This is a genomic window from Desulfosporosinus orientis DSM 765 (assembly GCF_000235605.1).
In the GTDB taxonomy this organism is placed as follows: Bacteria; Bacillota; Desulfitobacteriia; order Desulfitobacteriales; family Desulfitobacteriaceae; genus Desulfosporosinus; species Desulfosporosinus orientis.
This window is the reverse complement of the sequence record NC_016584.1, coordinates 3,798,590-3,821,546: the sequence shown is the minus strand read 5'-3', so window position 1 is coordinate 3,821,546 and position 22,957 is coordinate 3,798,590. Positions and strand designations below refer to the sequence as shown.

General features: G+C 44.3%; 22 protein-coding genes. 17 read left to right on the top strand and 5 right to left on the bottom strand.

All coding sequences use genetic code 11. The annotated features are described in order from the left end of the window. The first annotated feature begins 3 nt into the window (after positions 1–3). Complete coding sequence (locus DESOR_RS17960; RefSeq protein ID WP_014186003.1) at positions 4–681, top strand: 4'-phosphopantetheinyl transferase family protein; 678 nt, start codon at positions 4–6, stop codon at positions 679–681. 292 nt (positions 682–973) lie between these two features. Here DESOR_RS17960 and DESOR_RS30370 read toward each other — a convergent pair whose 3' ends face one another. Continuing rightward, complete coding sequence (locus DESOR_RS30370) at positions 974–4,144, bottom strand: winged helix-turn-helix domain-containing protein (protein ID WP_242832546.1); 3,171 nt, start codon at positions 4,142–4,144, stop codon at positions 974–976. A 209-nt stretch (positions 4,145–4,353) separates the two neighbouring features. Between DESOR_RS30370 and DESOR_RS17950 the strand changes: the two genes are divergently transcribed. Beyond that, positions 4,354–4,920, top strand: a complete 567-nt coding sequence (locus tag DESOR_RS17950) for an RNA polymerase sigma factor (RefSeq protein ID WP_014186001.1) — start codon at positions 4,354–4,356, stop codon at positions 4,918–4,920. After that, complete coding sequence (locus DESOR_RS17945; protein WP_014186000.1) at positions 4,913–5,200, top strand: hypothetical protein; 288 nt, start codon at positions 4,913–4,915, stop codon at positions 5,198–5,200. The genes DESOR_RS17950 and DESOR_RS17945 overlap by 8 nt, the downstream gene beginning before the upstream one ends. Positions 5,201–5,611: 411 nt before the next feature. Here DESOR_RS17945 and DESOR_RS17940 read toward each other — a convergent pair whose 3' ends face one another. Then, complete coding sequence (locus DESOR_RS17940) at positions 5,612–5,872, bottom strand: hypothetical protein (RefSeq protein ID WP_014185999.1); 261 nt, start codon at positions 5,870–5,872, stop codon at positions 5,612–5,614. A 529-nt stretch (positions 5,873–6,401) separates the two neighbouring features. Here DESOR_RS17940 and DESOR_RS17935 point away from each other — a divergent pair. From DESOR_RS17935 to DESOR_RS27455, 9 genes are all read left to right on the top strand, one after another. Further along, positions 6,402–6,686 carry a LysM peptidoglycan-binding domain-containing protein gene (locus DESOR_RS17935; protein WP_014185998.1) on the top strand — a complete coding sequence of 95 codons (285 nt, stop codon included), beginning with the start codon at positions 6,402–6,404 and terminating at the stop codon, positions 6,684–6,686. A gap of 192 nt (positions 6,687–6,878) precedes the next feature. Continuing rightward, complete coding sequence (locus DESOR_RS17930) at positions 6,879–9,527, top strand: translation factor GTPase family protein (protein WP_014185997.1); 2,649 nt, start codon at positions 6,879–6,881, stop codon at positions 9,525–9,527. After that, entirely contained in the window at positions 9,514–9,660 is a 147-nt protein-coding gene (locus DESOR_RS29440; RefSeq protein WP_158309045.1) for a hypothetical protein, read from the top strand. The genes DESOR_RS17930 and DESOR_RS29440 overlap by 14 nt, the downstream gene beginning before the upstream one ends. Positions 9,661–9,750: 90 nt before the next feature. Next, positions 9,751–10,167 (top strand): secondary thiamine-phosphate synthase enzyme YjbQ, encoded by a 417-nt coding sequence (locus DESOR_RS17925; protein ID WP_014185996.1) that lies wholly within the window; start codon positions 9,751–9,753, stop codon positions 10,165–10,167. Positions 10,168–10,380: 213 nt separating this feature from the next. Further along, the gene (locus tag DESOR_RS17920) at positions 10,381–11,994 is read left to right on the top strand and encodes a GGDEF domain-containing protein (RefSeq protein ID WP_014185995.1); all 1,614 of its coding nucleotides are present in this window, start codon (positions 10,381–10,383) and stop codon (positions 11,992–11,994) included. Positions 11,995–12,101: 107 nt separating this feature from the next. Then, positions 12,102–13,637 carry a sodium-dependent transporter gene (locus tag DESOR_RS17915; RefSeq protein WP_014185994.1) on the top strand — a complete coding sequence of 512 codons (1,536 nt, stop codon included), beginning with the start codon at positions 12,102–12,104 and terminating at the stop codon, positions 13,635–13,637. After that, a complete protein-coding gene (locus tag DESOR_RS28215) occupies positions 13,634–13,738 on the top strand; it encodes a methionine/alanine import family NSS transporter small subunit (protein WP_014185993.1) in 105 nt (34 codons plus the stop codon). Before DESOR_RS17915 ends, DESOR_RS28215 begins: the two co-directional genes overlap by 4 nt. Before the next feature lie 153 nt (positions 13,739–13,891). Next, positions 13,892–14,998 carry an MBL fold metallo-hydrolase gene (locus tag DESOR_RS17910; RefSeq protein ID WP_014185992.1) on the top strand — a complete coding sequence of 369 codons (1,107 nt, stop codon included), beginning with the start codon at positions 13,892–13,894 and terminating at the stop codon, positions 14,996–14,998. A 229-nt stretch (positions 14,999–15,227) separates the two neighbouring features. Then, the gene (locus DESOR_RS27455) at positions 15,228–17,162 is read left to right on the top strand and encodes a PAS domain-containing sensor histidine kinase (protein ID WP_014185991.1); all 1,935 of its coding nucleotides are present in this window, start codon (positions 15,228–15,230) and stop codon (positions 17,160–17,162) included. Positions 17,163–17,233: 71 nt separating this feature from the next. Here the strand turns inward: DESOR_RS27455 and DESOR_RS17900 are convergent, their stop codons facing one another. Then, complete coding sequence (locus DESOR_RS17900; RefSeq protein ID WP_242832345.1) at positions 17,234–17,500, bottom strand: hypothetical protein; 267 nt, start codon at positions 17,498–17,500, stop codon at positions 17,234–17,236. 331 nt (positions 17,501–17,831) lie between these two features. Here DESOR_RS17900 and DESOR_RS17895 point away from each other — a divergent pair, with 331 nt between their 5' ends. Then, complete coding sequence (locus tag DESOR_RS17895) at positions 17,832–18,443, top strand: DNA-3-methyladenine glycosylase (protein ID WP_014185990.1); 612 nt, start codon at positions 17,832–17,834, stop codon at positions 18,441–18,443. A 185-nt stretch (positions 18,444–18,628) separates the two neighbouring features. Here the strand turns inward: DESOR_RS17895 and DESOR_RS17890 are convergent, their stop codons facing one another. Further along, complete coding sequence (locus DESOR_RS17890; RefSeq protein WP_014185989.1) at positions 18,629–20,071, bottom strand: 4-hydroxyphenylacetate 3-hydroxylase N-terminal domain-containing protein; 1,443 nt, start codon at positions 20,069–20,071, stop codon at positions 18,629–18,631. A gap of 367 nt (positions 20,072–20,438) precedes the next feature. Here DESOR_RS17890 and DESOR_RS17885 point away from each other — a divergent pair, with 367 nt between their 5' ends. Then, positions 20,439–20,738, top strand: a complete 300-nt coding sequence (locus DESOR_RS17885; protein ID WP_014185988.1) for a cupin domain-containing protein — start codon at positions 20,439–20,441, stop codon at positions 20,736–20,738. A 205-nt stretch (positions 20,739–20,943) separates the two neighbouring features. Then, positions 20,944–21,099 (top strand): DUF5320 domain-containing protein, encoded by a 156-nt coding sequence (locus tag DESOR_RS29435; RefSeq protein ID WP_014185987.1) that lies wholly within the window; start codon positions 20,944–20,946, stop codon positions 21,097–21,099. Positions 21,100–21,216: 117 nt separating this feature from the next. On the opposite strand, the gene DESOR_RS17880 is transcribed toward DESOR_RS29435, so the two are convergent. Then, positions 21,217–21,570 carry a hypothetical protein gene (locus DESOR_RS17880; protein ID WP_014185986.1) on the bottom strand — a complete coding sequence of 118 codons (354 nt, stop codon included), beginning with the start codon at positions 21,568–21,570 and terminating at the stop codon, positions 21,217–21,219. 132 nt (positions 21,571–21,702) lie between these two features. Between DESOR_RS17880 and DESOR_RS17875 the strand changes: the two genes are divergently transcribed. Beyond that, positions 21,703–22,260 carry a MarR family winged helix-turn-helix transcriptional regulator gene (locus DESOR_RS17875; protein WP_014185985.1) on the top strand — a complete coding sequence of 186 codons (558 nt, stop codon included), beginning with the start codon at positions 21,703–21,705 and terminating at the stop codon, positions 22,258–22,260. Then, complete coding sequence (locus tag DESOR_RS17870; protein WP_014185984.1) at positions 22,229–22,885, top strand: nitroreductase family protein; 657 nt, start codon at positions 22,229–22,231, stop codon at positions 22,883–22,885. Before DESOR_RS17875 ends, DESOR_RS17870 begins: the two co-directional genes overlap by 32 nt. Positions 22,886–22,957 lie beyond the last annotated feature (72 nt).

Genomic DNA, 22,957 nt, shown 5'->3' with positions numbered 1-22,957 from the left:
AGGATGGCAGAGATCTATTCCGCCGGCACTGGAGAAAACCTAGACAGCGCGGCCCGGGAAAAACTGCTGGGTTTACTGCCTCTTGAAGAACAAGTGCGAATTAAAGGATATAGGCTCCTCGAGGATCAGCAGAGAGCTTTTCTGGGAGCTGTTTTAGTAAGAAGTGTGATTAGCTCCGCGACAGGCTTGCAGAACAAGGACATTGTATTTCTGAGAAATGAGAACGGCAAACCCTGCCTGCAAGGAGCAGGGGGCGTTCACTTCAATCTCTCTCATTCAGGGAAGTGGGTGGTCTGCATCGCCGGCAGTTCGGAAGTGGGTATTGATGTTGAAGAGATGAAGCCTGTGGATATAAGCCTGGGTGAAGGCTTTTTTTCCCGTTCTGAATATGAGGCTTTAAAAAAGCTGCCTCAAGAGCAGCAGCTGGAGCGTTTTTATGAGCTATGGACCTTGAAAGAAAGCTATGTAAAAGCGGTGGGAAGGGGGCTGGAGATACCGTTGAACTCTTTTTCCATTGAAATAAAGGCTGGAGAAATTGAACTGATCAGCGAGGCTGCAGGTGACTTTATGTTTAAGCAGTATGAGATAGATAGAGGATATAAGCTGGCGGCCTGCAGCAAAGGAGATGCTTTGCCGGACAGGATAATCAAGGTGAATGAGAGTACACTATTTTTACTATAACATATCTCGCCTGTTTTGAAACATTGAGCACCTGGGGTATAAAGATACTACAGGTGCTCAATGTTTCCTGTTTTTAGGGTTATTCCCTGCTCAACTGAAGAAAGGCCGAGACAGACCATCCCCGCTCTCGTGCAATACTTATACACTTAAATCAACATGCTGAATCATAGTTGATCACTAAAGGATCGATTAAAGCATCTCTGGCACGTAGGCTGAGGCTGTTTCTGGAAATAAACTCTCTGCCATATTTAATTGGAGATTTCAACTTGCTATGTATCTGAAGTTTTCGACATTAACCAATACTTGAGCCTGGGGTATCGCAGCCGTGCCCCTGGTAGCCAAAGGAAATGCAGCGTCGGAGGAGTTCCATGGCCTGGGTTTTCTTCCCTGACTTCCGGTAGCTTTCCAGTAAGGTTTCTGTTGCCGCCAGAAAGCTGTCCTCGTATTTAAGCCTGGAACTCTCCGCCCACAGGGCTTCCAGGTTATCCAGGTAGCGTCCCGTATAGCGCTCCACTACTTTTTGAGCGTTTTCCGGCGTGGGCAGCCGCAAGAAGAGGTCGCTGGCCTGGCTGAAGAGGTCGCAGTCCCAGAGGATTTCCTCTCGGTTTAGGCGGTATTTGCCTTTTTCCAGAAGGATGGGATTTTTCGCCCCCAGGTTTTCAAAGGCCTGCCGGATCTCCCCCCGCCGGGTGTGGAAGAGGCGAGTTACATCGGCCTCGCTTTCCGCCCATAAATCGGCGTAAATTCGTTCCCGGGTGACGCCGCAGGGATGTTCCAACAGGTAGGCCAGGAGCTCCCGGGCTTTTTGAGTGCGGATTTTGGTGGGGGTTTCTTTGTCCCAGGCTGAGGCGATATAAAAGTTTCCCAGGGCATGGATATAGACTCGCTGGGTGGTATAGCAGCCGTAGGAGAGCATTTCCCGGGTGAAATCCGGGCAGATGCCGGACTCTGAAGCCAGCTTCATCACAGGCTGAAAGAGGGGCTGGAAGCGGATATAATAGCGGTGGTTATAGCGGCGGGATAATTCCAAAAAAAACTGGGTATAGGCTTTGGCCTTCTCCTCATTCCCTTCTTTTAAGTAAATGGCCGCCAGCCTTCCGTAGGCGATGGTGGCATAAGCATAGCTTCCGACCTCTTCTCCAACTTGAATAGATTGCTGGAAAAGCTGTTTGGAGAGTTCTGTGTCCCGGCCCAGAGTGTCCAGAGCATTGGCTATGCGCCCGTAAGCCAGAGACCGGAAAAAGGGTGTGGTGTCCCGGATGAGAGAAAGGGCTTCCTTAATGCAGCGGTCGGCTTCTTCCGGCTGGGCCATCAGAGTTGAGGAGAGCCGCCAGGTTTTGACAAACAATAAATGATCCCGGCTACTGCGGTTTAAGACGGCATACTCCTCCGCCAGGCTCAGATAGCGGTCAATCACTGAAAAACAGGCAGGTTTTCCCTGGTAAAGCTTTAACAGCTCTGCGGAATGGAGGACTTCCGCCCGAAGCAGGTAATGGATGCTGTACTCTTCATAAAGGCCCAGCTCTTGGAGGTGGGCCAGCTCGCTTTGAAACACTGGCGGGGCTTTCTCCTCCCGGCCGGTAAGCTGATAAGCTTTAGCCGCATAGGCTCCAGTGATGTGGCGCATCAGCCAGTCCTGTTCCTCCTGGGGTATGCTCAGGGATTTTTCATAGGCTTTGACACAGTTTTCGTAGTCACCGGTATAAAAATGAATAACGGTTAAATAGCGTTCAAACCAAGCCTTGACCCTGGCGTCGCCGGCGGCCAGGGATTGTTCCATCATTGTTTGAGTCAGTTCCAGGGCTTCGGAGAGGTGGGAGGTCAAGGTCAGGTTGTGGATCTTTTCAATCATTACATTGTACCATTCCTGCATAGGCGCGCCCTGGAGCAAAGGAAGCAAGGAATCCAGACAGCGGTTGCTTTCAGCAAAGGAAACACTGTTGCGCAGGACTCTGGCAATATGGGTCATAGCATGAAGGTAAAGATTCTGCTCACCCTTTCTCAGGTGGGGGATAGCGGCCCTTAAGGCCATTTCCGCCTGACAGAATTCCCCCTGATCGGATAAAATCATGCCTTTGGCCAGCATAACCTGAGGGGACAAAGGCACTGCCTGCTCTTCCAGAAAGACCAGGTACTTTTTCAAGGTCCTGTTGCGGCTCCAGGTGAAGGGTTTGCTGAGAATGGCGCCGATACAGTCCTGGAGCCCGGGGGCATCCCCCAAAAGCAGGGCGTAGTCGGCGGCCTGTTCGTAAGCATGGTTTTGATAACAATAGGCCATGGCCCTGTCCAAGGTTTCCCGGCCCAGGCCCTCGTCGTTTTGCTGCAAAAAACTATGAAACAGGGCGTGATAGCGGTAAGTGGTGCCGGAAAGGCGCAGGGTGAAAATATTGCGGTGAACCAGATCCTCCAGTATATCCCGGGCATTTGGGATGTCCAGCAGCCTGGCGCAGAGTCCGGCTTCCACTGTGGGCAGTCCGGAAGTCGCTTTCAGGAAATACTGTGTTTCCGCCGGCAGCTGTCTGAGAATCTCGTTGAGCAAATAGCGGTAAAGGTCCTGCTCCGCCTGAAGGCGGGAGGGGAAGAGGAGCCGGCTCTCTTTAGCAGCCAGGCGGTAGGACTGAATGGCTAAAATCCAACCTTCCGTTGCCGCGTAGATATCCTCATCAAAGAACCCCCACAACTGCTCAGTCTCCTCCCGGCTGAAGCATAAATCCTCTTCGGTGATTTCCCTGATTCCGCCGGCCAGTTTCAAGGGCAAGAGGCTGTTCCAGGGCTCGTGGCGGCTGGCTAAGAGCAGGGAAATGTTGGGGGGGCAGGCTGCGGCCCAGGCCGTAAGAAATTTCGTGACCGTCTGGCTGCGGATGACATGAACGTCATCCATTAAAAGGGACAATTTCCTCCGGCCCAGGGCTTTCAGCAGGTTGCTCAAAAGAGTGGAGACAAAGGCAGGGTTCTCGGCGAAGGGAATGTGGTCCGTAACGGAAAAATCCAGCTCTCCTAGTCCTTCCCGAAGGGAGGTTTCCAGACGGCGCAGGAAAAAGAGGATGTCGCTGTCCCTATCATCCAGAGAAAGCCAGACCACATTCCGGCGGCCCTGAGCGTACTGCATTAGCAGGGTGGTCTTTCCGTGGCCGGCAGGGGCGTGGATGTAGGTAAGCCTGCTGCCGGGAGGGCAAAGCTTCTCAATCAGGCGGGAGCGGGGAATAATCGGGCTCTCGGGCAGGGGGACAGGGCGGAAGGATTCTCCGGCAGCCAGTCCGGACTGTCCCAGGGCGGACATACCTAGCCGGTTCTTTTTATAACGGCCGGATTTGATCCGGGAGTCCTCCGGCTTTTCCGCGTTGCCGGGGATCAGCCATACCCAGCCATGGCGTACAACGTCCCTGATTCGACCCTGCCGGCAAAGGGTATGGACCCTGCGCTGGGAAATTCCCCATTTTTCAGCGGCTTCTTTCGGCGTCATGTAGTTCAAGGAGATCACTCCTTCCTGATCCTTTTTTCCTATTATGGTGTAAACTTCGAACAATATCAATAAGTTTCCTATTCCCTTATAAAAAAACCCGATTAGACGGCATTCGTCAGGCTTCTCCATTGGTGGCAGTTTTGGTGGTAGGCTGTTTTTTATAATTGGGTAAGGCGAGTGTGTGATCAGGTTCGAAGGAGGATTAAAAAATGTCACTGGCAGCGCAAACCGGGGAGGCGCCACCCCTTTCCCTGCACGAGGACGACGATGCCTTTGCAGAGCTGTATAGGACTTACTTTTCCCGGGTGTACAATTACCTGCATTACCGGGTCAATGATGTCCATGATGCTGACGACTTGACCAGTCAGGTCTTCATAAAAATCTATACCAAATTTAAGTATTACTGCTCAGAAACAGCGCCGCTTTCAGTTTGGGTTTTCAGCATTGCCCGCAATACCGTGACGGATTATTATCGCTGCCGGGGGCGGAAGGCTTATGTTTATTTAGAAGAAGGAGTGGAGCTAGTGGATTCCTGCTGCAGTCTCGAAGAGGCCGCAGCCGCCGCAGAGATGCGCCGGCACTTGCGCAGGGCTTTAGCCCTCTTAAGCCAGCGGGAACGGGAGATCATCGCCCTGAAGTTTTGGAGCGGTCTGTCCAACCGGGAAATTGCTGGCTTTATGGACATCAGTGAAAGCAATACCGGGGTGATTCTGTTTCGGGCCATGCAGCGTCTGCGCCAAATCCTAGAAAGTCAGGGGATGAACCTCGATGACTAAAAAAGCTAAGGCCCAGGAATACCTGAGCCTCTTGGACCGAATCCTGGCAGGGGAGAAAGAGGCAGAATTCGGGGCGGACCGGGAGGTGACCACACTCCTGCGGCTGGCACGTACTATCATGGACACCGATTTAAGCTTCAACAGCGACCTTCGGGAGGCTATCCGCAAACAGGTTCTGGAACAGGCAGCCCCGGAGGGTGGGCCGGTGGAGGAGGAGCTGACGGAAGAAGAACTGGACTATGCGGCTGCCGGCCTGGCAGGTCCGGAAAAAAATATCTGAACTTATGTATATATTTGCATTTCAAATAAGGCTAATAGTAGGGAATTTACATAATAATGAAATTAATTAAGGGGTCCTTTTCAAAGTGGTGTAGGGGTTTCAAGTTTGGCTAAAGTTGATGTGATCTAAAGTTAACCCTATCATCCAGAGCAGACTACAATTTTACTTAGAAGCTTGTAAGCAATCTAAAGAGCAATTCTGAAGAGCTGTTAGAGTTTATAGAAAGCTATCTGTCCAAAGACTATGAAAAAATGTTAAGTACCGGTGAGCAATATAGTCAAGATGGTTGACAAATTAGTTCATGATTTCCAAAGTACATCAGAAGAATTTCGTTTATCAATTCTGGCTTCTCTTAAGGAGATCACATTGTCAACAAGCGAAGGGGCGGCAGGTACGCATTGAGACAACTTCCTAATCAATCACAACCTGATCCAGCTTCCTGATCAGAAGGTCCAGTTCACTTAGCACCAGCTGGATGCCCTGCGCATTGGTCCGGAGCAAACGAGTGCGCCATTTTGAGAAGTAGGTTTTCAGATGGTATTTATCTATGAGCCCAGGGCATTTTTTTCTTAAGTTTTCTTCCAGATCGGTTATTTCCCACAGGGCATTATCCAGCTGCCCTTTTTCAATCAGTTTGTAAATACTACGGAGTCCGTCGGCGATGGTTTCCAAGAATACCCCTCCAAATGGCTTTTAGTGATAATATAGCACATAAAAGCTCCGGGGTTAACTAGATAGTGGTTAAAATCCGGACAAGTATTGGCTTCTTGTCACAGGTGAGGGCTTGAACACATATGCTAGGAGTAAGACTTTCAACTCTGTCTTGTTTTATGGAAGCTCTTTCTCTTGACGGTGCCTGACGAGGCCAAGTCCATGGTCAATAATGGAGAATGGGAAAGTGGCACCAAGCTAACTGCCGCTCAAGATAGGTCAAATTCGGAATCGATTCCGATTGTCGTCATGTAAAAAATTTATTTGTGCACTTTAAAGTTAAATGATTTTAGATAGTAAGGCCATGCAAATGCGTCCCTAGTTACGTGTTTGCATGGCTTTCAATGTCAGGAGAGGCAACCAGTTTTGTTCAATGAACCGTATTACTAAAAAGGACAACGCATCGTGTAAAGTACGTACATGCACAACCAAAATTTGTCTCTCCATAAAATGATTATGGTAAAATATGGATGAAAAAGAGGTGCCCGTGATGTACTATACAGCTCAATCAGGAGATTCTTTATACAGTATTGCCATGCAGCATAAAACAACCCTGCAAGATTTGATCGCTTTGAATCCTCAAATCAGCAATCCCAATAGGATTCGTGTTGGCGAAAAAATTGACGTTGGCAATCCGTGGGTTCTCAACCCATGGCGGGGCAACGAATGGGAGATAGGCATGGAAGAGTATCAAAAAGGGATTGAAGAATATCGAAAGGGTCGGGCCGAGTATCGTAAGGGTCGCAGGGAACAAATCAAATATAAAAAACGGTAAAGAATTTAAGAAAACGAGGGGGACAGAATGTTGTTTCACCACAGGATCAACGACCTTTCCCCTTATCACACATATTGAGGACGATTGTCAAATACCGTACTTACTAGTATCATAATAACTAATGAATAATTATTCGGGCCTAAACGGCTGGATTTTTTCCAAACAGACAACCTGAAGGATTTGAAATAGATTATGAAGAAATTAGTCATTGGCATATTGGCTCATGTGGATGCGGGCAAGACCACATTATCTGAGAGTCTCCTTTACCTGAGCGGCAAAATTGGCCGCTTGGGAAGGGTGGACAATAAGGATGCCTATTTAGATACCTTTGAGCTGGAAAGAGCCCGGGGAATCACCATTTTCTCCAAGCAGGCTATGTTTGAAATAGGGGAGACTCAGATTACGTTACTGGATACTCCGGGACACGTGGATTTTTCCGCGGAAATGGAGAGAACACTTCAGGTACTGGATTATGCCATTCTGGTCATAAGCGGTGCTGATGGGGTGCAGGGGCATACTAAAACTTTGTGGCGGCTCCTGCATACCTATCGGATACCGGTTTTTTTATTTGTTAATAAGATGGATCAGATTGGAACGGATAAAGACAAGTTAAAGAAAGAACTGAAGAAACAGCTGGATGATGGTTGTATTGAATTCGGACAAGTTCAGACAGAGGATTTCTGCGACCAATTGGCCATGTGTGATGAAACCATGCTGGAAACCTTTCTGGAGACAGGAAATATTGAATCTTCCCAGATTAAAGGAGCTATCAGGGAGCGTAAAGTTTTTCCCTGTTTTTTTGGTTCCGCTTTAAAATTAGAGGGTGTGGAGGAGCTGATGGAGGGTATAGTGAAGTATGCCTTGGTACCTGCTTACCCCGCTGAATTTGGGGCTAAAATATTTAAAATAGCCAGAGACGACCAGGGGAACCGCCTTACCTATCTGAAGATTACAGGCGGTAGTCTCAAGGTAAAGGATGTTTTAACTAATGGCATTTGGAAAGAAAAAGTTAATCAAATCCGTATTTATTCCGGACAGAAATTCGAGGCAGTGAACGAGGTTGAGGCAGGTACGGTCTGCGCTGTCACAGGGCTCAGCCAGACCGGACCGGGAGAAGGTTTGGGGATTGAGGAAGCATCATACACCCCTATCCTGGAACCGGTACTCTCCTATCAGATCATTCTGCCCGATGGGTGTGACCCCAGGGTGATGGTTCCTAAGCTTCGCCAGCTTGAAGAAGAGGAACCGGAACTTCATATTGTCTGGGATGAGAAGCTCCAGGAAATCCAGGCCCAGATTATGGGCGAGGTACAGATTGAGATTCTCCAGAGCCTGATTAAAAGCCGTTTTGGTGTGGATGTAACCTTTGGGGCAGGAAGGATTGTTTACAAGGAGACCATTGCTAATGAGGTAGAAGGAGTAGGGCATTTTGAACCCTTGAGGCATTATGCTGAAGTCCATCTGTTGCTCACGCCGGGTGAGCGGGGAAGCGGTCTGCAGTTTGGGACAGAATGCAGTGAGGATGTCTTGGGTAAAAGCTGGCAAAGGCTTGTTTTATCCCACCTGGAAGAAAAAGAGCATAAAGGAGTTCTGACAGGGTCAGCCATTACGGATCTGAAAATAACCTTAGTCTCAGGCCGGGCCCACAATAAGCATACTGAAGGCGGGGACTTCCGGGAGGCGACTTATCGCGCGGTTCGCCAGGGTTTAAAAGAGGCAGAATCAATATTGCTGGAGCCTTATTATGCTTTTCAGCTGGAACTGCCGGCGAAAATGGTCGGCAGAGCCATGACGGACATTGAGAAAATGCATGGCACCTGTGAAATATCTCAGACAAATGGCGAGATGACCGTTCTGGTGGGAAGTGCTCCTGTTGTTACCATGAAGAATTACCAGCAAGATGTGGTGGCTTACACTAAAGGCCTTGGCAGGCTCTTCTGCAGCCTGAAAGGGTACGAGCCCTGTCATAACAGCTCAGAAGTCATCGCCATTATGGGCTATGATTCGGAAAGTGACTTGGAAAATCCTACAGGTTCGGTATTTTGTGCCCATGGGGCGGGCTTTTGGGTGGATTGGTATGCCGTCAAGGACTATATGCATCTTGAAAGCTATCTTCAGGAAAAAGGCCTGTTGGAAGAAACCGGCCCCCACCGGGCCTCACACTCAGAAGAGCGGTGGATCAGTTTAGAAGAGATTGACCAAATTATCAACAGCACTTTCTATGCCAACCAAGGTAAGAAGTCTGTCTGGAAAAAACGCAAAACAGCCCAGGAAAGCTATTATGATCAGATTTCCTATAGCAGAGAGAAGGAAAGGAAAGAAGAATATCTGCTGGTGGACGGCTATAATATTATCCACGCCTGGCCTGAGCTGAAAGAACTGGCCGATGAGAATATGGATGGAGCCAGAATGAGATTGCTGGATATTCTTAGTAATTATCAGGGGATTCGCAAGTGTCAGATCATCGCCGTCTTTGATGCTTACCGTGTCCAGGGACATGCTGAGGAAGTCATGGACTATCACAATATCCATATGGTCTTTACCCGGGAGGCACAAACGGCGGACCAATATATTGAAAAATTTGCCCATGATCATTCGAAGAAATATCATATCACAGTTGCAACCTCCGATGGTTTACAGCAGATCATTATCCGGGGGGCAGGATGTGCTTTATTATCGGCCCGGGACCTGAAGGTTGAGATTGACGTAGCTAATGAAAGACTTAAGAAGGAATACCAGGAACTGCAGGGAATAAACCGTAACTACTTGGCTGATGGATTGTCCTCTGTTGTGAAACAGCAGGTGGAAAAAATGGTGAGAAAAAGTAATGAAAAGAAGTAATAGAGTAGCCTGCCATGCCGCTGATACTGCACCATCAGATGATGAAAAGAGAGTGCTCCCGGGTTGGGCGGCTTCGCCCACATCCGCTCTCCTAGACGAGGAAACCTTTTCAAGAAATGAATGTGACCATTAAGTAAAGGGAGAAGCAGAGAGAATTTTTCCTTCCAATCTAATTGCTATTAAATATATAACAACGAATTTCAGATCGTTGGAGGAATGATTTATGAAACATTATCGCAAAGAACTTTGGTTTGATACGAAAAGACGGCGGGAATATATTAATATCACGCCGCAAGTTCAAAAGTGTCTGGAGGAGAGCGGCATCCGGGAGGGATTGCTGCTTTGCAATGCCATGCATATAACCGCCAGTGTTTTTATTAATGATGATGAAAGTGGTTTGCACCAAGACTTTGAAACATGGCTGGAAGGCCTGGCTCCGGAAAAGCCCTATGACCGTTACCGGCACAATGGTTATGAGGACAATGCTGATGCTCATTTGAAACGCTCTGTTATGGGCAGGGAAGTTGTGGTTGCCGTTACAGAAGGAAAACTAGACTTTGGTCCATGGGAACAGATTTTTTATGGCGAATTTGATGGTGGCCGGCGTAAACGTGTATTAGTTAAGGTCATAGGTGAGTGAACAAGTCATAAACTGCTGGGCCCTAGTGTATTCTAGCCTACGGAGAACGCCAGATTAACGATCTGGCGTTTTTTGTACTATGAAGCAAATAATATAATAATTTGAAGCTTTAGAAGGAATATCCAAGAAACATGGTGAATGTCTGAAGAGAAGTATTAAGGGTCGGCCAATTTCTAATATCACTTTTTTAAAATAATTGAGTAAGAGGTACTTATGAAACTTGACTTTCTAACCCTTGCATTTATCTTATGCTTAGTATTTGTTATGCAGGTTATTGTTCTTATCGTCCAATATAATGTGAACAGGGCTTATCGGGGAATCGGCTGGTGGCTTCTGGGTTCCGGCTTCATGGCACTGGGATTTATCTTCATGCCTTTACTGACAGTAAAGTCACTAGAAATACTCGCAAGGATTGCCAACCCGCTGGTGGTTTTAGGCCAAGTTTTCTTATACTTCGCCATTATTCAGTTTTTTGATGTGAAAGAGAGCCGGTGGAGAAGCATTTTTTTCTATGCTCTCTTTATTATTGTTTACTATTATTTTATGTATATCGATAATGACATTTCAGGACGTACAATCGTTGTGTCTGCTACGGTGGCTGTTTTCTCATTAATGACTGCCTTTAAGCTCTATTTTAAGAGGGATAAACTTGTCTCTGGTTTTGCCAATTTCTTCACAGGGACAGTTTTTCTTATCCATGGATGTTTTCTGACAGGAAACGCACTATCGGCACTTTTATTACCCTCTGTTCTTTCCTATAAGGATCTTTTTGAAACTTTTTTTCATGTAATGATCTATGTAGTCGCCATTGTCACAAGCACCCTATGGACTTATGGGTTCATAATCATGGTTAATCAGCGCCTTAATGCAGAAAACCGTCAAGAACGGGAAAAATTGCAGCAGATTTTTAACACCGGTCCTGATGCAGCTTTAATCACACGAATGAGGGATGGTTTAATACTTGATGTTAACGAGGGATTTTCAGTTTTAATAGGTTTAGGCCGTAACGAGGTTATTGGAAAATCAACTTTAGAAATAAGTGTCTGGGAGAATATTGCCGATCGAGATCTTCTGATAGATAAGTTAAATGGTAACGGAAACGGAATATGTGAAAACCTGGAGCTGGTTTTTAAACGCAAAAATGGAAGCCGGTTTTTCGGCATAATTTCCGCCAGAACCATGGCAATAAATGATAGGCCTCATATTATCAGTGTGGTTCGTGACATAACAGAGCGTAAGCTGGCTGAGCAACAAATACAAGAGCTCCTTCAACAGCTTGAAATTGAAAGGAATACCGCTTACCAAAATTCCATTACAGATAGCCTGACCGGGTTGGCAAACCGCCGATATTTTGATGAAGTTCTGGAAAGAGAGTTTTACAGGGTGAAGCGTTCTGGGTCTTCTTTATCCCTAATTATGTTAGACGTAGATTATTTTAAGAAATTTAACGATAAGTATGGGCATTTAGCCGGGGACGATTGCTTGCGGCAGATAGGCTTCATACTTAAAACCATAGCCAGGCATGTTCCTGACACTGTTGCAAGATATGGGGGAGAAGAGTTTAGCCTAATACTGCCCCAAACAGATGAGAAGGGGGCGGAAGTTTTGGCGAAAAGAATCAGGACAGCAGTAGAAAGTCTTTCCATTCAACACCTAGCTTCCGACATTGCGGGATATGTTACTGTGAGTATTGGAGTTGTGACGGTTTACCCCACCGGATTAGCATCGCCGGAACAAGTAGTGGCCTTGGCTGATGAAGCTCTATATTGTGCTAAAAAACAAGGACGTAACCAGATAGCCATTGCATTATCCTCCTGTGCGGATTAAACGCAGGAGGATATTTTTCTGTAGGGACAGGCACTTACCCTGAATGAAACATACAGCTTAAGGGAAGTTATAGTAGTGTAAAAAATACAGAGAGGCAGGTAAGGATAATGGAAGGTCGTGAGCAATGGGGAACGAGGGCTGGATTTATCTTAGCAGCTGTAGGCTCTGCTGTCGGATTAGGAAATATATGGCGTTTTCCCTATGTAGCCTATGATAACGGTGGTGGTGCATTTTTCATTCCCTATTTATTTGCCCTTTTAACGGCGGGTATTCCGCTGCTTATCATGGAGTTTACTATGGGTCATAAATATCGTGGTTCTGCGCCTTTAAGCTACGCCCGCATGAGTAAGAAAACTGAGTGGATTGGTTGGTGGCAAGTAGCCATAGCTTTTGTGATTTCTACCTACTATTCGGTGATTATTGCTTGGGCTATGGCTTATACTTATTTTGCCTTAGGTTTGCGATGGGGAAACGACCCCGGCGGATTTTTAATGGGTGATTATTTGCAACGTGTGGATATTGTCAATGGAGCAGCCATTGGTACGGTGGGATCAATTGTTCCGGGAGTTTTTATGCCCTTAGTCCTGGTCTGGATCATTGCCTTAGGAATTTTGTTTAAAGGTATTAAAAAAGGGATTGAGCGAGCCAATCGCATTTTTATTCCAACTTTAATAATTATGTTTTTATCTATTGTTATTCGAGCCCTGACCTTAGAAGGTGCTGCTCTTGGTCTGGAAGCTTTTTTTAAACCGAATTGGAGCAAAATTGCGTCGCCGGGGGTTTGGGTGGCAGCTTATGGTCAAATTTTTTTCAGTTTATCCATTGCCTTTGCCATTATGATTACTTATTCCAGTTATTTGCCCAGAAAAGCTGACATAAACAACAATGCCTTCATTGCAGCTTTTAGTAATTCAAGTGTCGAGCTTTTGGCGGGCTTTGGGGTTTTTGCTACCTTGGGATTCATGGCTAAACAAGCGGGGGTTCCCATTGAAGAGGTAGCAACGGCGGGTATTGGTTTAGCCTTTGTGGTCCTTCCGAAGATCTTAAACTCTTTCCCTGGTTTCAATGGACTTTTTGGGGTCTTGTTTTTTGGATCCTTAGTATTTGCCGGGCTCTCGTCCTTAATTTCCATTGTCGAGACCTATATTGCTGCGGTACAAGATAAATTCAAAGTGTCCCGTACAAAGGCGGTTGTGATTGGCGGTGGTCTTTCCGCGCTGGTTTCAATCTTGTATGCAACTCAAGGCGGCTTATTCTTCTTAGATGTCATAGACTACTTTATTAACAACTTTGGAGTTGCTTTAGCCGGACTCGTATCCGTTGTTACCGTTGCCTGGTTTTTAAAGAATTTAAGACCTTTCCAAGATCACGCCAACCAAATATCGGATTTGCGTACAGGATTATGGTGGAGGTTTTGCCTGGGCATTCTGACGCCCCTGGTCTTAGGCTATATGTTCATTCTAAATCTGGTGGACAACTTGAAAAACAATTATGAAGACTATCCCACCTTATTTCTAATTTACTCCGGTTGGGGAGTCGTGATTGCCACGATTTTGCTGGGCTTTATCTTGGCGACCTTAAAGTGGCAGGCAAAGGATTTGGATGCCACAGCATACTTGGATGATGAAGGAGTGGAAAAATGAGCGGTAGTGCCATTGTCATGATGATCGTAGGGATTGTTATCATTTGGGGAGGACTGGCTGCAAGTATTTGGAATGCTGTAAAAGCCTCAAAACGGAATTAAGGTTGTGGTATCTCCAGGGATTCAACTCTTGACTTAGAGTAAGCTCTAAATATTAAAATAAGTAGGTGACTGACAAAAAGGTTATCTGCAGAAGATGGAAAGCAAGGATTGATGCTGCCGTTCACCTGGGGAGACAGAGAAAAGAGGAATGCTATGATAGTGTATTTATGGAGCTTTCTTATTGTATTATGCTTGGGGCTGATACTGTTTATAAATAGATACCCTTCCTTTGGTGGGAGCCCATCTAAAAAAGCAAAAGAGAATTATCAAGGTCTGCATAATTATCTTGCCGGTAAATTTGTCAATCTGGTGCCAACAAAAATGGACATGGGTGCCACAAATCTTTTCTCCATGCTTAAAGAGTATCTCTTTGAGGGTAAAGACCTTAATCCTGCCGGTCCTATTCCTGTTACTCAAATTAATTGGAATAAAATAAAAAGTGGCGAGGATAGTATCACTTGGTTGGGACATTCCGCCTTTTTAATAAGTATCGATAATAAAAAGCTGCTGACAGACCCTATGCTGGGGCCTATTGCCTCACCGGTTTCTTTTGCAGGAAGTAAACGCTATAACTACAGTGAAGATATGCAGGATATTATTAATGAAATGCCTCCCATTGACGCAGTGTTTATTACCCACGACCATTACGACCACTTAGATTATCCCTCTATCCTAAAGCTAAAGAACAAGACCGCTCATTTTTTCGTTCCCCTGGGAGTAAGTGCACACTTGATCCGCTGGGGAGTGGCAAAGGATAAAATTACAGAGCTCAACTGGTGGAATGAAGCGGAATTCCAAGGCCTAACCGTTGCCTTAGCTCCCACCAAACACTTCTCCGGCAGGGGGATTTTTAATCGGGATTCCACCTTATGGGGCGGTTGGGTCATTCTCGGCAGGCGTACACGTTTTTATACCAGCGGAGATGGCGGCTATGACGAACATTTTAAGGAAATCGGAAAAAAATATGGGCCTTTTGATATCACCTTACTTGAAGGTGGTCAATATGACCGGCGGTGGTCTTGGGTCCATATGACTCCGGAGCAAGCTGTACAGGCTCACCGGGATTTAAACGGCAAAACAATGATGTTAATGCACTGGGGAGGATTTACCTTAGCCTTTCATAGCTGGAATGATCCTATAGAACGAGCGATATTAGAAGCCCAAAAAGCAGGTGTTAACCTGATAGCCCCTAAAATTGGTGAAACTCTCTTCTTAAATTCGGACCAGTACAATCCTCCCTCTTCATGGTGGGAATTATAACTCCTTTATGTTTACGACGATGGTTTTGTAAAGACCATCGCCGTTCGTTTTTGAATAAGAATTGAGTGATGGAGAGTAAAAGAGAGTGAAAGAGAGAAGTGAAGGAATTTATTGATAAACATTTATTTTTGGGTATTTAAAGGTATTTGCAGTTCCCTGTAGAAGTTGGAAAAATGAGAATAATTATGAATTTGTCCTTTCAAATTTTTGAAAGGGGACGGGATGAGTAATGGAATCAAATTCTTCCTATAACACAGAAATAAGAAAGGACAATACAAAACAAACCACAGAGACAGAGGTTAATCGATTGGCAAAGTATAATACTCTAGAAGGCTTGACAGTAAATGAGCTACAGTATCAATACAACGAAGCTGAAGAGAAGTTCTTTAAATCCTTTTATTATAATCCTGCCATAATGACAATTTCTGATCTGGAGACTAGTCGCTATATAGATGTTAATAAAAAATATGAGGAGGTTTTTGGCTTTAAGAGAGAGGAGGTCATTGGCAAGACTCCTTTAGAAATCGGAACTTGGAAGTATCCTCAAAATAGGCCGGATTTAATAAAGCAGCTTGAAAAGGTTAAACAAGGTTTTCGAGTTGAAAATATTGATGTGGATAGTCTAAATTGTAAAGGCGAAACCGTGCATACCTTATCATCCTTTGATTCCATTACGATAAATAAGAAAAAATATTTGTTAGGCACTGTTTTGGATATTACCAAAGAAAGAAAACTGGAATTAGAACTAAAGCGGAAACAAGAGCTGTTCAACCAGTTTTTTCATAACTCTTTAGATATTTATTGTGTTTTGGATTATGAGGGATTTATAGTTGAAGCCAATCCAGCTTATCATAATTTACTAGGTTACTCAGAAAATGAGTATCTGAATACTCCACTGCAAGTAATTGTCTATCCAGAAAACAAAAAAGCATTTACCAAGGCATTAGAATATTTAAGAAGGACAGAAATACCTATTTGTGGAATCGAAAATAGAGTTATCTGTAAAGACGGTACCTGTAAATGGTTTGAATGGATGATGGTTCCGGATACGGATTATAAAAGGCAATTTATTGTTGTTGTTGGTAGAGAAATAAGTGAAAGAAAAGAGATAGAAGCTGTCCAAAAATTATTAGTCTCGATTATAGAAACGACACATGATGCAGTACTCAGTTTAGATGATAATGGAATCATTCTTAGCTGGAACAAGGCTGCAGAAGACATTTATGGTTATCTTAAAGAAGAGATTATTGGCAAGTCATTGTCTATTCTTGCTCCCTCAGAGGTAGTGGGTGAATATGAACAGGCATTTCGAAAAATTCTTAAGGGCGAACATGTTGATAACATGGAGGGAATTGGCAGAAAAAAGGATGGGCAGTTGATTTTAGCGTTGATCACTTTTTCTCCTATCTATGGGGAGGATGGAAAGGTTTCAAAAGCATCAGTAATTATTAAAGATATTACCGAAAATAAAGTGCAAGAAAATGAAATCTTAAAGCTAGATCGTTTAAATATTATTGGTGAACTATCCGCGAGTATAGCTCATGAAATTAGAAATCCCTTAACTACGGTAAAAGGTTTTCTGCAATTATATATTGTAAAGAAACTTTCTCAAGAAGATAAAAGTAATTTTACTTTAATGATTGATGAGTTGGACCGAGCAAACTCAATTATAACGGAGTTTCTTAAAATAGGTAACAACAAACTGGGAGAAATTGAAAAACAAAATTTAAATGAGATTATTAACAAGATTGCACCATTGCTAATGGCAAAAGCATTGGTTAAAAATCAGTTGATTATTACTGAGCTTAATACTATTCCGGATTTATTTTTAAATGCTAAGGAAATAAAACAACTAATTATAAACCTTGTAAATAACGGTTTAGAAGCGATGAGTGATAATGGGATAGTGACAATAAAAACCTTCCAAGAAGGAAAAAATACAGTCTTATTGATTAAAGATCAGGGACAGGGAATACCTCCAAATCAAATTAACAGAATCGGAGAATCATTTTTTACTACTAAAAAAGAAGGTACAGGTTTAGGTCTTGCAACATGCTATAGAGTTTGTAATCATCATAATGCAAAATTGAGTTTTGAAACGGGTAAAGAAGGGACAACATTTTTTGTAGTGTTTACAAATACTCCCGGAAACATAAGGGCGTAAAGGATATATAATAACAAAAGCCATGAAGTTCAGGTAGTGAACCTCATGGCTTATTTTCATAGAGTGTTATTTTATTGACAAAGTGACGCTCCTGCTGCAAAGGCTTGTTCTAACAATTGATTCGGCATTTTGGAGTCCGGGGAACCAGTACCTGAACATAGCAAGCTGTCTGTGAATTCCCAGCCGAACCTGGAGAAACCGTCATTAATAGTTTGGATAACAGCTTGAAAGGCATCTTTGTTGTCGTTTCCCTGGGAGAAAACAGTTACAAATTTTTTCCCGGGATAACGTGCTGTGATCCATTGGCTGCAAATAATCTTTGGTAGCGCAGCCTTCATGACTCCGACAATAGAAACAGCCTTGGCAGCCCTTGACGCCATCGTCGCTAAGGTCGTGGATTTTTACTTCAGCACCTTTGGATTGGACTCCTTTGATAACTTCCTGAATTAATTTAGAGGTGATTAATTTTTATGTTTATAACTAGTATTATGCCAATATCCTTGGGGTAAAGACAGTGTTCAGTGAAGACCGCTTGCAAATGCTATACTTGAAAATAGGGGCGAGCAAAGCTAGAGTTATAAATTAGGAAGGCAAACTGGAGAGTAATAAATTAGCTGATACCATAATTGCCTGGATAATGACGATTAATAATAGAGAGTTGGGAAGCAAATGAAAACTTTAGGCAGAGAATTTTATAACAGAGACTCTTTAATCGTGGCAAAGGAACTCTTGGGAAAGGTGCTGGTCCACGAAATAGAAGGACAAAGAATTTCGGCCAAAATCGTGGAAACAGAAGCCTATATGGGTGTTGAAGATAAAGCGGCCCATTCCTATGGTGGAAAAAGAACGCCCAGAGTAGAAGTTATGTATGGAGGGCCAGGCTTTTCCTATGTATTTATGATCTACGGGATGTATTATTGCTTTAATATAGTCACTCGGGAAGAAGGGACCCCTCAGGCTGTCCTGATTAGGGCTGCTGAGCCAATCGAAGGCTTAGAGCTAATGGCCCAAAACAGATTCCATAAGGCATATAATCAGTTAAGCAAGAGTCAAATTAAGGGATTAACCAATGGACCGGGGAAATTATGCAGGGCATTGTTGATTGACAAAGGTTTAAATGGAGAAGATTTGTGCGGCTTGAAGCTCTATGTAGGAGCTGGGGAAAATGAACCATTGAGTATTATCTCTGCGAAAAGGATTGGGATTGATTATGCCGGGGAAGCCAAGGATTTTTGTTGGAGATTTTATATTGAAGATAACCATTATGTGTCCGTAAAATAGCAGGCTTATTTTGCCATAATCGGTTGTGCTAATAGACTCGTTTCACCCCGGCAATAATTAAACTGATTTTGTCCCTTACCCTTTGCCTGGTTAAAAATCGTTGAGTGCGAACCAAAATAAAATAACAGGCCCAGAAAATGCAAGGCTGCCGATTCTGGGACCTGCTATGGCTGAGAGTTCCTTCTTTATTCTTCTTTCAGTCCGGAGAGGGATTTGGCCAGATTTTTCTTCTCTTCGAAATTGGTAAGAGCATAGAGGGCCATTTTTTGGGCCATGGGGGATCCGGCACCATGCCAGGTGCCTGCACCGTGCAAGCCGGCACACCAGTTCTGAAGAAACTTGGCGATGCGCAGCCGCTGGTCGGCGGGGGCGGAAGCTTTCATGAATTTGCGGACGTAAGGAGCTGTTTCGGGATTTTCTAACTCCAGTTCTGAAGGCATGGTTACTGCCATACCGCCGCCGATGTCCCCGGCCCATTTGAGAATATCCCAGAAACCGTCGGCAATGGTTAATTTGGCTGCGTTGCCGAAAATGTCATTGGGCTGAAAAAAGCCGGAGCCCAGGGGTTCTTCGCCGCCCTTTAATGCTGCCGCGACGGTACAGGCCCGGGCGGTTTCGCTGATGCGGATCATGTCCGTAAGTTTCTCCACAATGTGAGGGGCCTTCTGTACCCCGGAGTATTCTGCGGCCAGCTGGGTGGCACCTATGATCAGGTCGGCAAAGCCCACCTTGCAGGCGCCTCCGCAGTTCATCCGGTGTGTTTTGGCGAAGCGGGCCACTAACCGTCCGGCATATTTGGTTTCACCGCACATAAAGACATGCTCCCAGGGGATGAACACATTGTCGAAGACCATGATGCAGGTCTCCCGCTGGCCGTAAAGGGGATTGCCCAAGTATTTAACGTCGGGGGAAAGCTCTCGTTCGGCAGTGAAGGGAGTGTGCTGGCAAATATAGGTAAGACCTTCGGCGCTATTGGGTACGGCGAAGGCAACGGCAAAATCCTCCTCTCCCGGCCGCATCCCCATGGTGGGAATGACTAAAGTCTCATGGGAGCCGATAGCTCCGCTTTGGCTGACTTTGGCGCCCCGCACCACAATGCCGTCGTCTCTTTTTTCCACCACGTGGACGTAGACGTCGGGATCATCCTGCTCTATCGGCCGTTTGGTGCGGTCACCCTTAGCGTCGGTTACTCCGCCGCTTACTGCCAGATCCTTTTCCTGGATGTATTTAATATGGTTGAGCAGCCGGCTGTGATAAACGGTGTCTAATTCCTTGTCCATTTCCCAAGTGATACCGGCCAGGGCATTCAAAACATCCGCCCCTACGCAGCGATAATTACAGGTTCCCAGCATCTGGCTGGTTAGTGTGGCCATGTCAGCCCTTTTTTCCAGATCAGCGGTGCTGGTGGCAATGTGCAGGTTGCGGCTTACTTTACCGCCTAAATAGGGTGAAGCGGCAGTCATGATGTCAGCGTATTGGGGATCCTCAGCCAGCTCATAAACTCTGGCGTTGGCACGAAGGACGGTCAAGGTGGTGGGATTTTCATGGAGGTTTACCCGTTTGCCGCCTAGAAAAATCTTGGGGTTGTATGCCTTCATGCTTTCAAGGTATTCAAGGGCTGTTTTCATAGAGATCCTCCTCTTCAAATAATGAAATTTAGGTTTTGGCAATTCAGTCGTCAAAAAGAACCATAAGTAAGTATAGTTTGATTCTAGATAAATAAAAATTAAAATAATTCTGAATATTATAGACCTTACATTTGCAATTCATAATAGTTTTCAAATCGTTCAGGCAAAATTATGGCTGCGCATCCCCCCTTAATGCCCTTAGAGCAGGTCTTGATTTACTTCAGAAGCTTTTTGATGGGGCTTCTTTTTTGGGCTGCCAATAAAGCTGCAAGGGTTCCCAGCCTAAATTTAAATGGTTAACTAGATTATATCAATATGATGAGAGTAAAGATACCAGAAATAATACATATTTTGGATTTTTTCTAGCATGCTTAACCACCGTAGTGTTTTAATTAATACTTCCGAATTAAGTATTATCCATGAAAAAATGCCGCCAAAGACTTCCGAAGTAAGACACTATCATCAGCAAGCAAAACAGTTTTTCTTTGTAGTGTCTGGACAGGCTACGATAGAAGTTAATGAGGAACTTATTGAACTAAATGAGCAGGAAGGTGTAGAAATATCCCCAAATATTCCTCATCAGATGTTTAACAAGTCAGAGAGGGATATCGAGTTCATAGTTGTTTCAGCGCCAACTAGTAAAGGGGATAGAATATTAGCTGAATAGAATCGACTTCATATCCGAGGAGAAATCTGTCGGAGTACAAGTTGATAACGGCTGCAACCGGAAGTTTAGGCGCTTCCGGTTGTATTTTTGTTTGAATTGTCCCAAAAGAGAGGTACTGAAGAAATGATTATTGACATATGTTCAAAATAATCTATAATCGTAAATAATAAAGGGTATATGTCAATAACTGAAGGGGGTAATTCGGATGCCGCAAAGAGATGGAAGAGGTCCGATGGGACGCAGATCTATGAGCGGAAGAGGCTTAGGATTTGGTAATGGGGTAAATTCTATGGGCAAAGGTGCGGGCCCTGGTCTTGGCCGTGGTAAAGGTTGTCCTGCCCACTGCATCACTATTAAATAGACGTGTTATAAGGGAAATATTAAAGTGGCAGTTGTATCACGAATTAAAATTCGCGGAGCAACTGCCACTTGTGTTATTCCGTAATATGGTTTTGTATGCCCTTCCTATTTATTATGTTTACTTAAAAACTCCCAGCAGAGAAGCAACAAGTTGAAAGACTTCTGTTAAGCGTTGGAAATGAAGATTCGATTGCTGATGGCCGTTATTATTACTGATGTTATCCATTACCTCATTGGAGAACATTTTAAACTCGTTAAAGAAATCATCAAATTCTTGTCTCGATAGTTCATTCTTACAGATATATACAGACTTAGCCGAATTAACATAGGAGTTTGCAATTGCTAAATAGCCAATAATAATGGAATTGTCAAGTTGTACTTTATCACTAAAGATTGCTGAATGAGCTGATTTGGCATTGTAATAACCGTTAAGAATTAGAGTCTTGAACTCCTCTAGCAATTGTTGATCCACCGTAGCACTCCCTTTCTAATTTGCTTGCTTCTAAATTCGACATAAAAGAGAAAAAACCTGTAGAAAAGTGAGGCCGTATTGACAAAAAATCATTTGGCGCCGTATAATTAGGCTGCGAAAGGAGTTGTGCTTTTGTTTGAATTTGGACTTAGAGATTTACCACAAAAAGAAACCCTTGAAGAGTATTCCGTACATTTTCCTGAACTACAAAAAGAAGCAGTTCTTGCAGCTTTAGCCTTATTAAGAACGGCAGCAGATTTATCAAAGGCCTTTGATTTGCATTTTGCAGCCTTTGGCATAACCGAGGGGCGTTTTATAATATTGATGCTGCTTTATAGAGAATCAGACTACACTTTAGATTTTACTCTACTAAGTGAGAAAGCAGAGATAACAAAATCGACGCTAACGGGTTTAATCGATGGACTTGAGAAGCAAGGGTATGTAGAACGTATTCCCCATCCAAAGGATCGCCGGAAACAGTTGCTGCGTTTAAGTTCAAGCGGGCTCAAGCTGCTTGAAGAGATGCTTCCTAAGCATTATAAAAAGACCGGTCATTTGATGGTGGGGCTAAGCTTGTCTGAGCAATTGGATCTCATAAACTTATTAGATAAACTACAGGAATCTCTATTAAAAACCGAGAAAAGAGAGGTCGTTGAACATGAGCAGACAATTTACTGCAAGCGAAAGTAGGATTCTGGATGATATCATAAAGAACCGGCGTTCTGTACGCCAGTTTAAAAAGGACCCCTTAACAGAAGAATTAATAACCACAATCTTAACGGCTGGTTTATGGGCACCCTATGCTGCCCTTGCAGTCTCAACAAGCTATGATTTTAGACAGTTTTATGTTATACCGCAAGGCAGTGAGAAACTCGTAAGAATTAATGATACAATCAAAGAATTCTCTAAAGGGCTTTTAAATCAATTCGAACAACAAATGAATGCCAATCCCTTTGTCCGGGAGAATGGAAAAAACTTTTATCAACGATTAATGACTGTAGTCCAAGAAGGAGTCTCAGGCTTGATTGATGCTCCTTGCTTAATAATCGTTGCGGAAAAGAAAGGATTCCCGCCAGCTGAAAAACAAAGTTTAGCTCATGTAATGGAAAATATGTGGCTTAAATCGGTATCATTAAATCTAGGCTTTAGGCTATTATCCATATTTGAAAACCTAAACGAGAGTAAAGAATTCTGTGAGATATTAGGTGCGGAATACGGCAAATATGCCTTCAATGGTTGTATCATTGGATACCCGCAAAATTCCCCTAATGAAGGGAAAAGAGCAAAACTCGAAGAGGTTGTTTACTGGTTATAATGGGTTTTGAACTTTATGATCGTAATTACTTTAGAATGATGCGGTGGAAAACGGGCTGCACTATGCCGTTAA

What these genes read in the sequence shown, in the direction of transcription:
- DESOR_RS17920 (WP_014185995.1), top strand. Translation starts at nt 10,381, where the DNA reads ATGAAACTTGACTTTCTAACCCTTGCATTTATCTTATGCTTAGTATTT.
- DESOR_RS17930 (WP_014185997.1), top strand. Translation starts at nt 6,879, where the DNA reads ATGAAGAAATTAGTCATTGGCATATTGGCTCATGTGGATGCGGGCAAG.
- DESOR_RS17885 (WP_014185988.1), top strand. Translation starts at nt 20,439, where the DNA reads ATGCTTAACCACCGTAGTGTTTTAATTAATACTTCCGAATTAAGTATT.
- DESOR_RS17910 (WP_014185992.1), top strand. Translation starts at nt 13,892, where the DNA reads ATGATAGTGTATTTATGGAGCTTTCTTATTGTATTATGCTTGGGGCTG.
- DESOR_RS30370 (WP_242832546.1), bottom strand. Translation starts at nt 4,144, where the DNA reads ATGACGCCGAAAGAAGCCGCTGAAAAATGGGGAATTTCCCAGCGCAGG.
- DESOR_RS17960 (WP_014186003.1), top strand. Translation starts at nt 4, where the DNA reads ATGGCAGAGATCTATTCCGCCGGCACTGGAGAAAACCTAGACAGCGCG.
- DESOR_RS29435 (WP_014185987.1), top strand. Translation starts at nt 20,944, where the DNA reads ATGCCGCAAAGAGATGGAAGAGGTCCGATGGGACGCAGATCTATGAGC.
- DESOR_RS28215 (WP_014185993.1), top strand. Translation starts at nt 13,634, where the DNA reads ATGAGCGGTAGTGCCATTGTCATGATGATCGTAGGGATTGTTATCATT.
- DESOR_RS17900 (WP_242832345.1), bottom strand. Translation starts at nt 17,500, where the DNA reads ATGAAGGCTGCGCTACCAAAGATTATTTGCAGCCAATGGATCACAGCA.
- DESOR_RS17870 (WP_014185984.1), top strand. Translation starts at nt 22,229, where the DNA reads ATGAGCAGACAATTTACTGCAAGCGAAAGTAGGATTCTGGATGATATC.
- DESOR_RS17925 (WP_014185996.1), top strand. Translation starts at nt 9,751, where the DNA reads ATGAAACATTATCGCAAAGAACTTTGGTTTGATACGAAAAGACGGCGG.
- DESOR_RS17950 (WP_014186001.1), top strand. Translation starts at nt 4,354, where the DNA reads ATGTCACTGGCAGCGCAAACCGGGGAGGCGCCACCCCTTTCCCTGCAC.
- DESOR_RS17915 (WP_014185994.1), top strand. Translation starts at nt 12,102, where the DNA reads ATGGAAGGTCGTGAGCAATGGGGAACGAGGGCTGGATTTATCTTAGCA.
- DESOR_RS17935 (WP_014185998.1), top strand. Translation starts at nt 6,402, where the DNA reads ATGTACTATACAGCTCAATCAGGAGATTCTTTATACAGTATTGCCATG.
- DESOR_RS17895 (WP_014185990.1), top strand. Translation starts at nt 17,832, where the DNA reads ATGAAAACTTTAGGCAGAGAATTTTATAACAGAGACTCTTTAATCGTG.
- DESOR_RS29440 (WP_158309045.1), top strand. Translation starts at nt 9,514, where the DNA reads ATGAAAAGAAGTAATAGAGTAGCCTGCCATGCCGCTGATACTGCACCA.
- DESOR_RS17890 (WP_014185989.1), bottom strand. Translation starts at nt 20,071, where the DNA reads ATGAAAACAGCCCTTGAATACCTTGAAAGCATGAAGGCATACAACCCC.
- DESOR_RS17945 (WP_014186000.1), top strand. Translation starts at nt 4,913, where the DNA reads ATGACTAAAAAAGCTAAGGCCCAGGAATACCTGAGCCTCTTGGACCGA.
- DESOR_RS27455 (WP_014185991.1), top strand. Translation starts at nt 15,228, where the DNA reads ATGGAATCAAATTCTTCCTATAACACAGAAATAAGAAAGGACAATACA.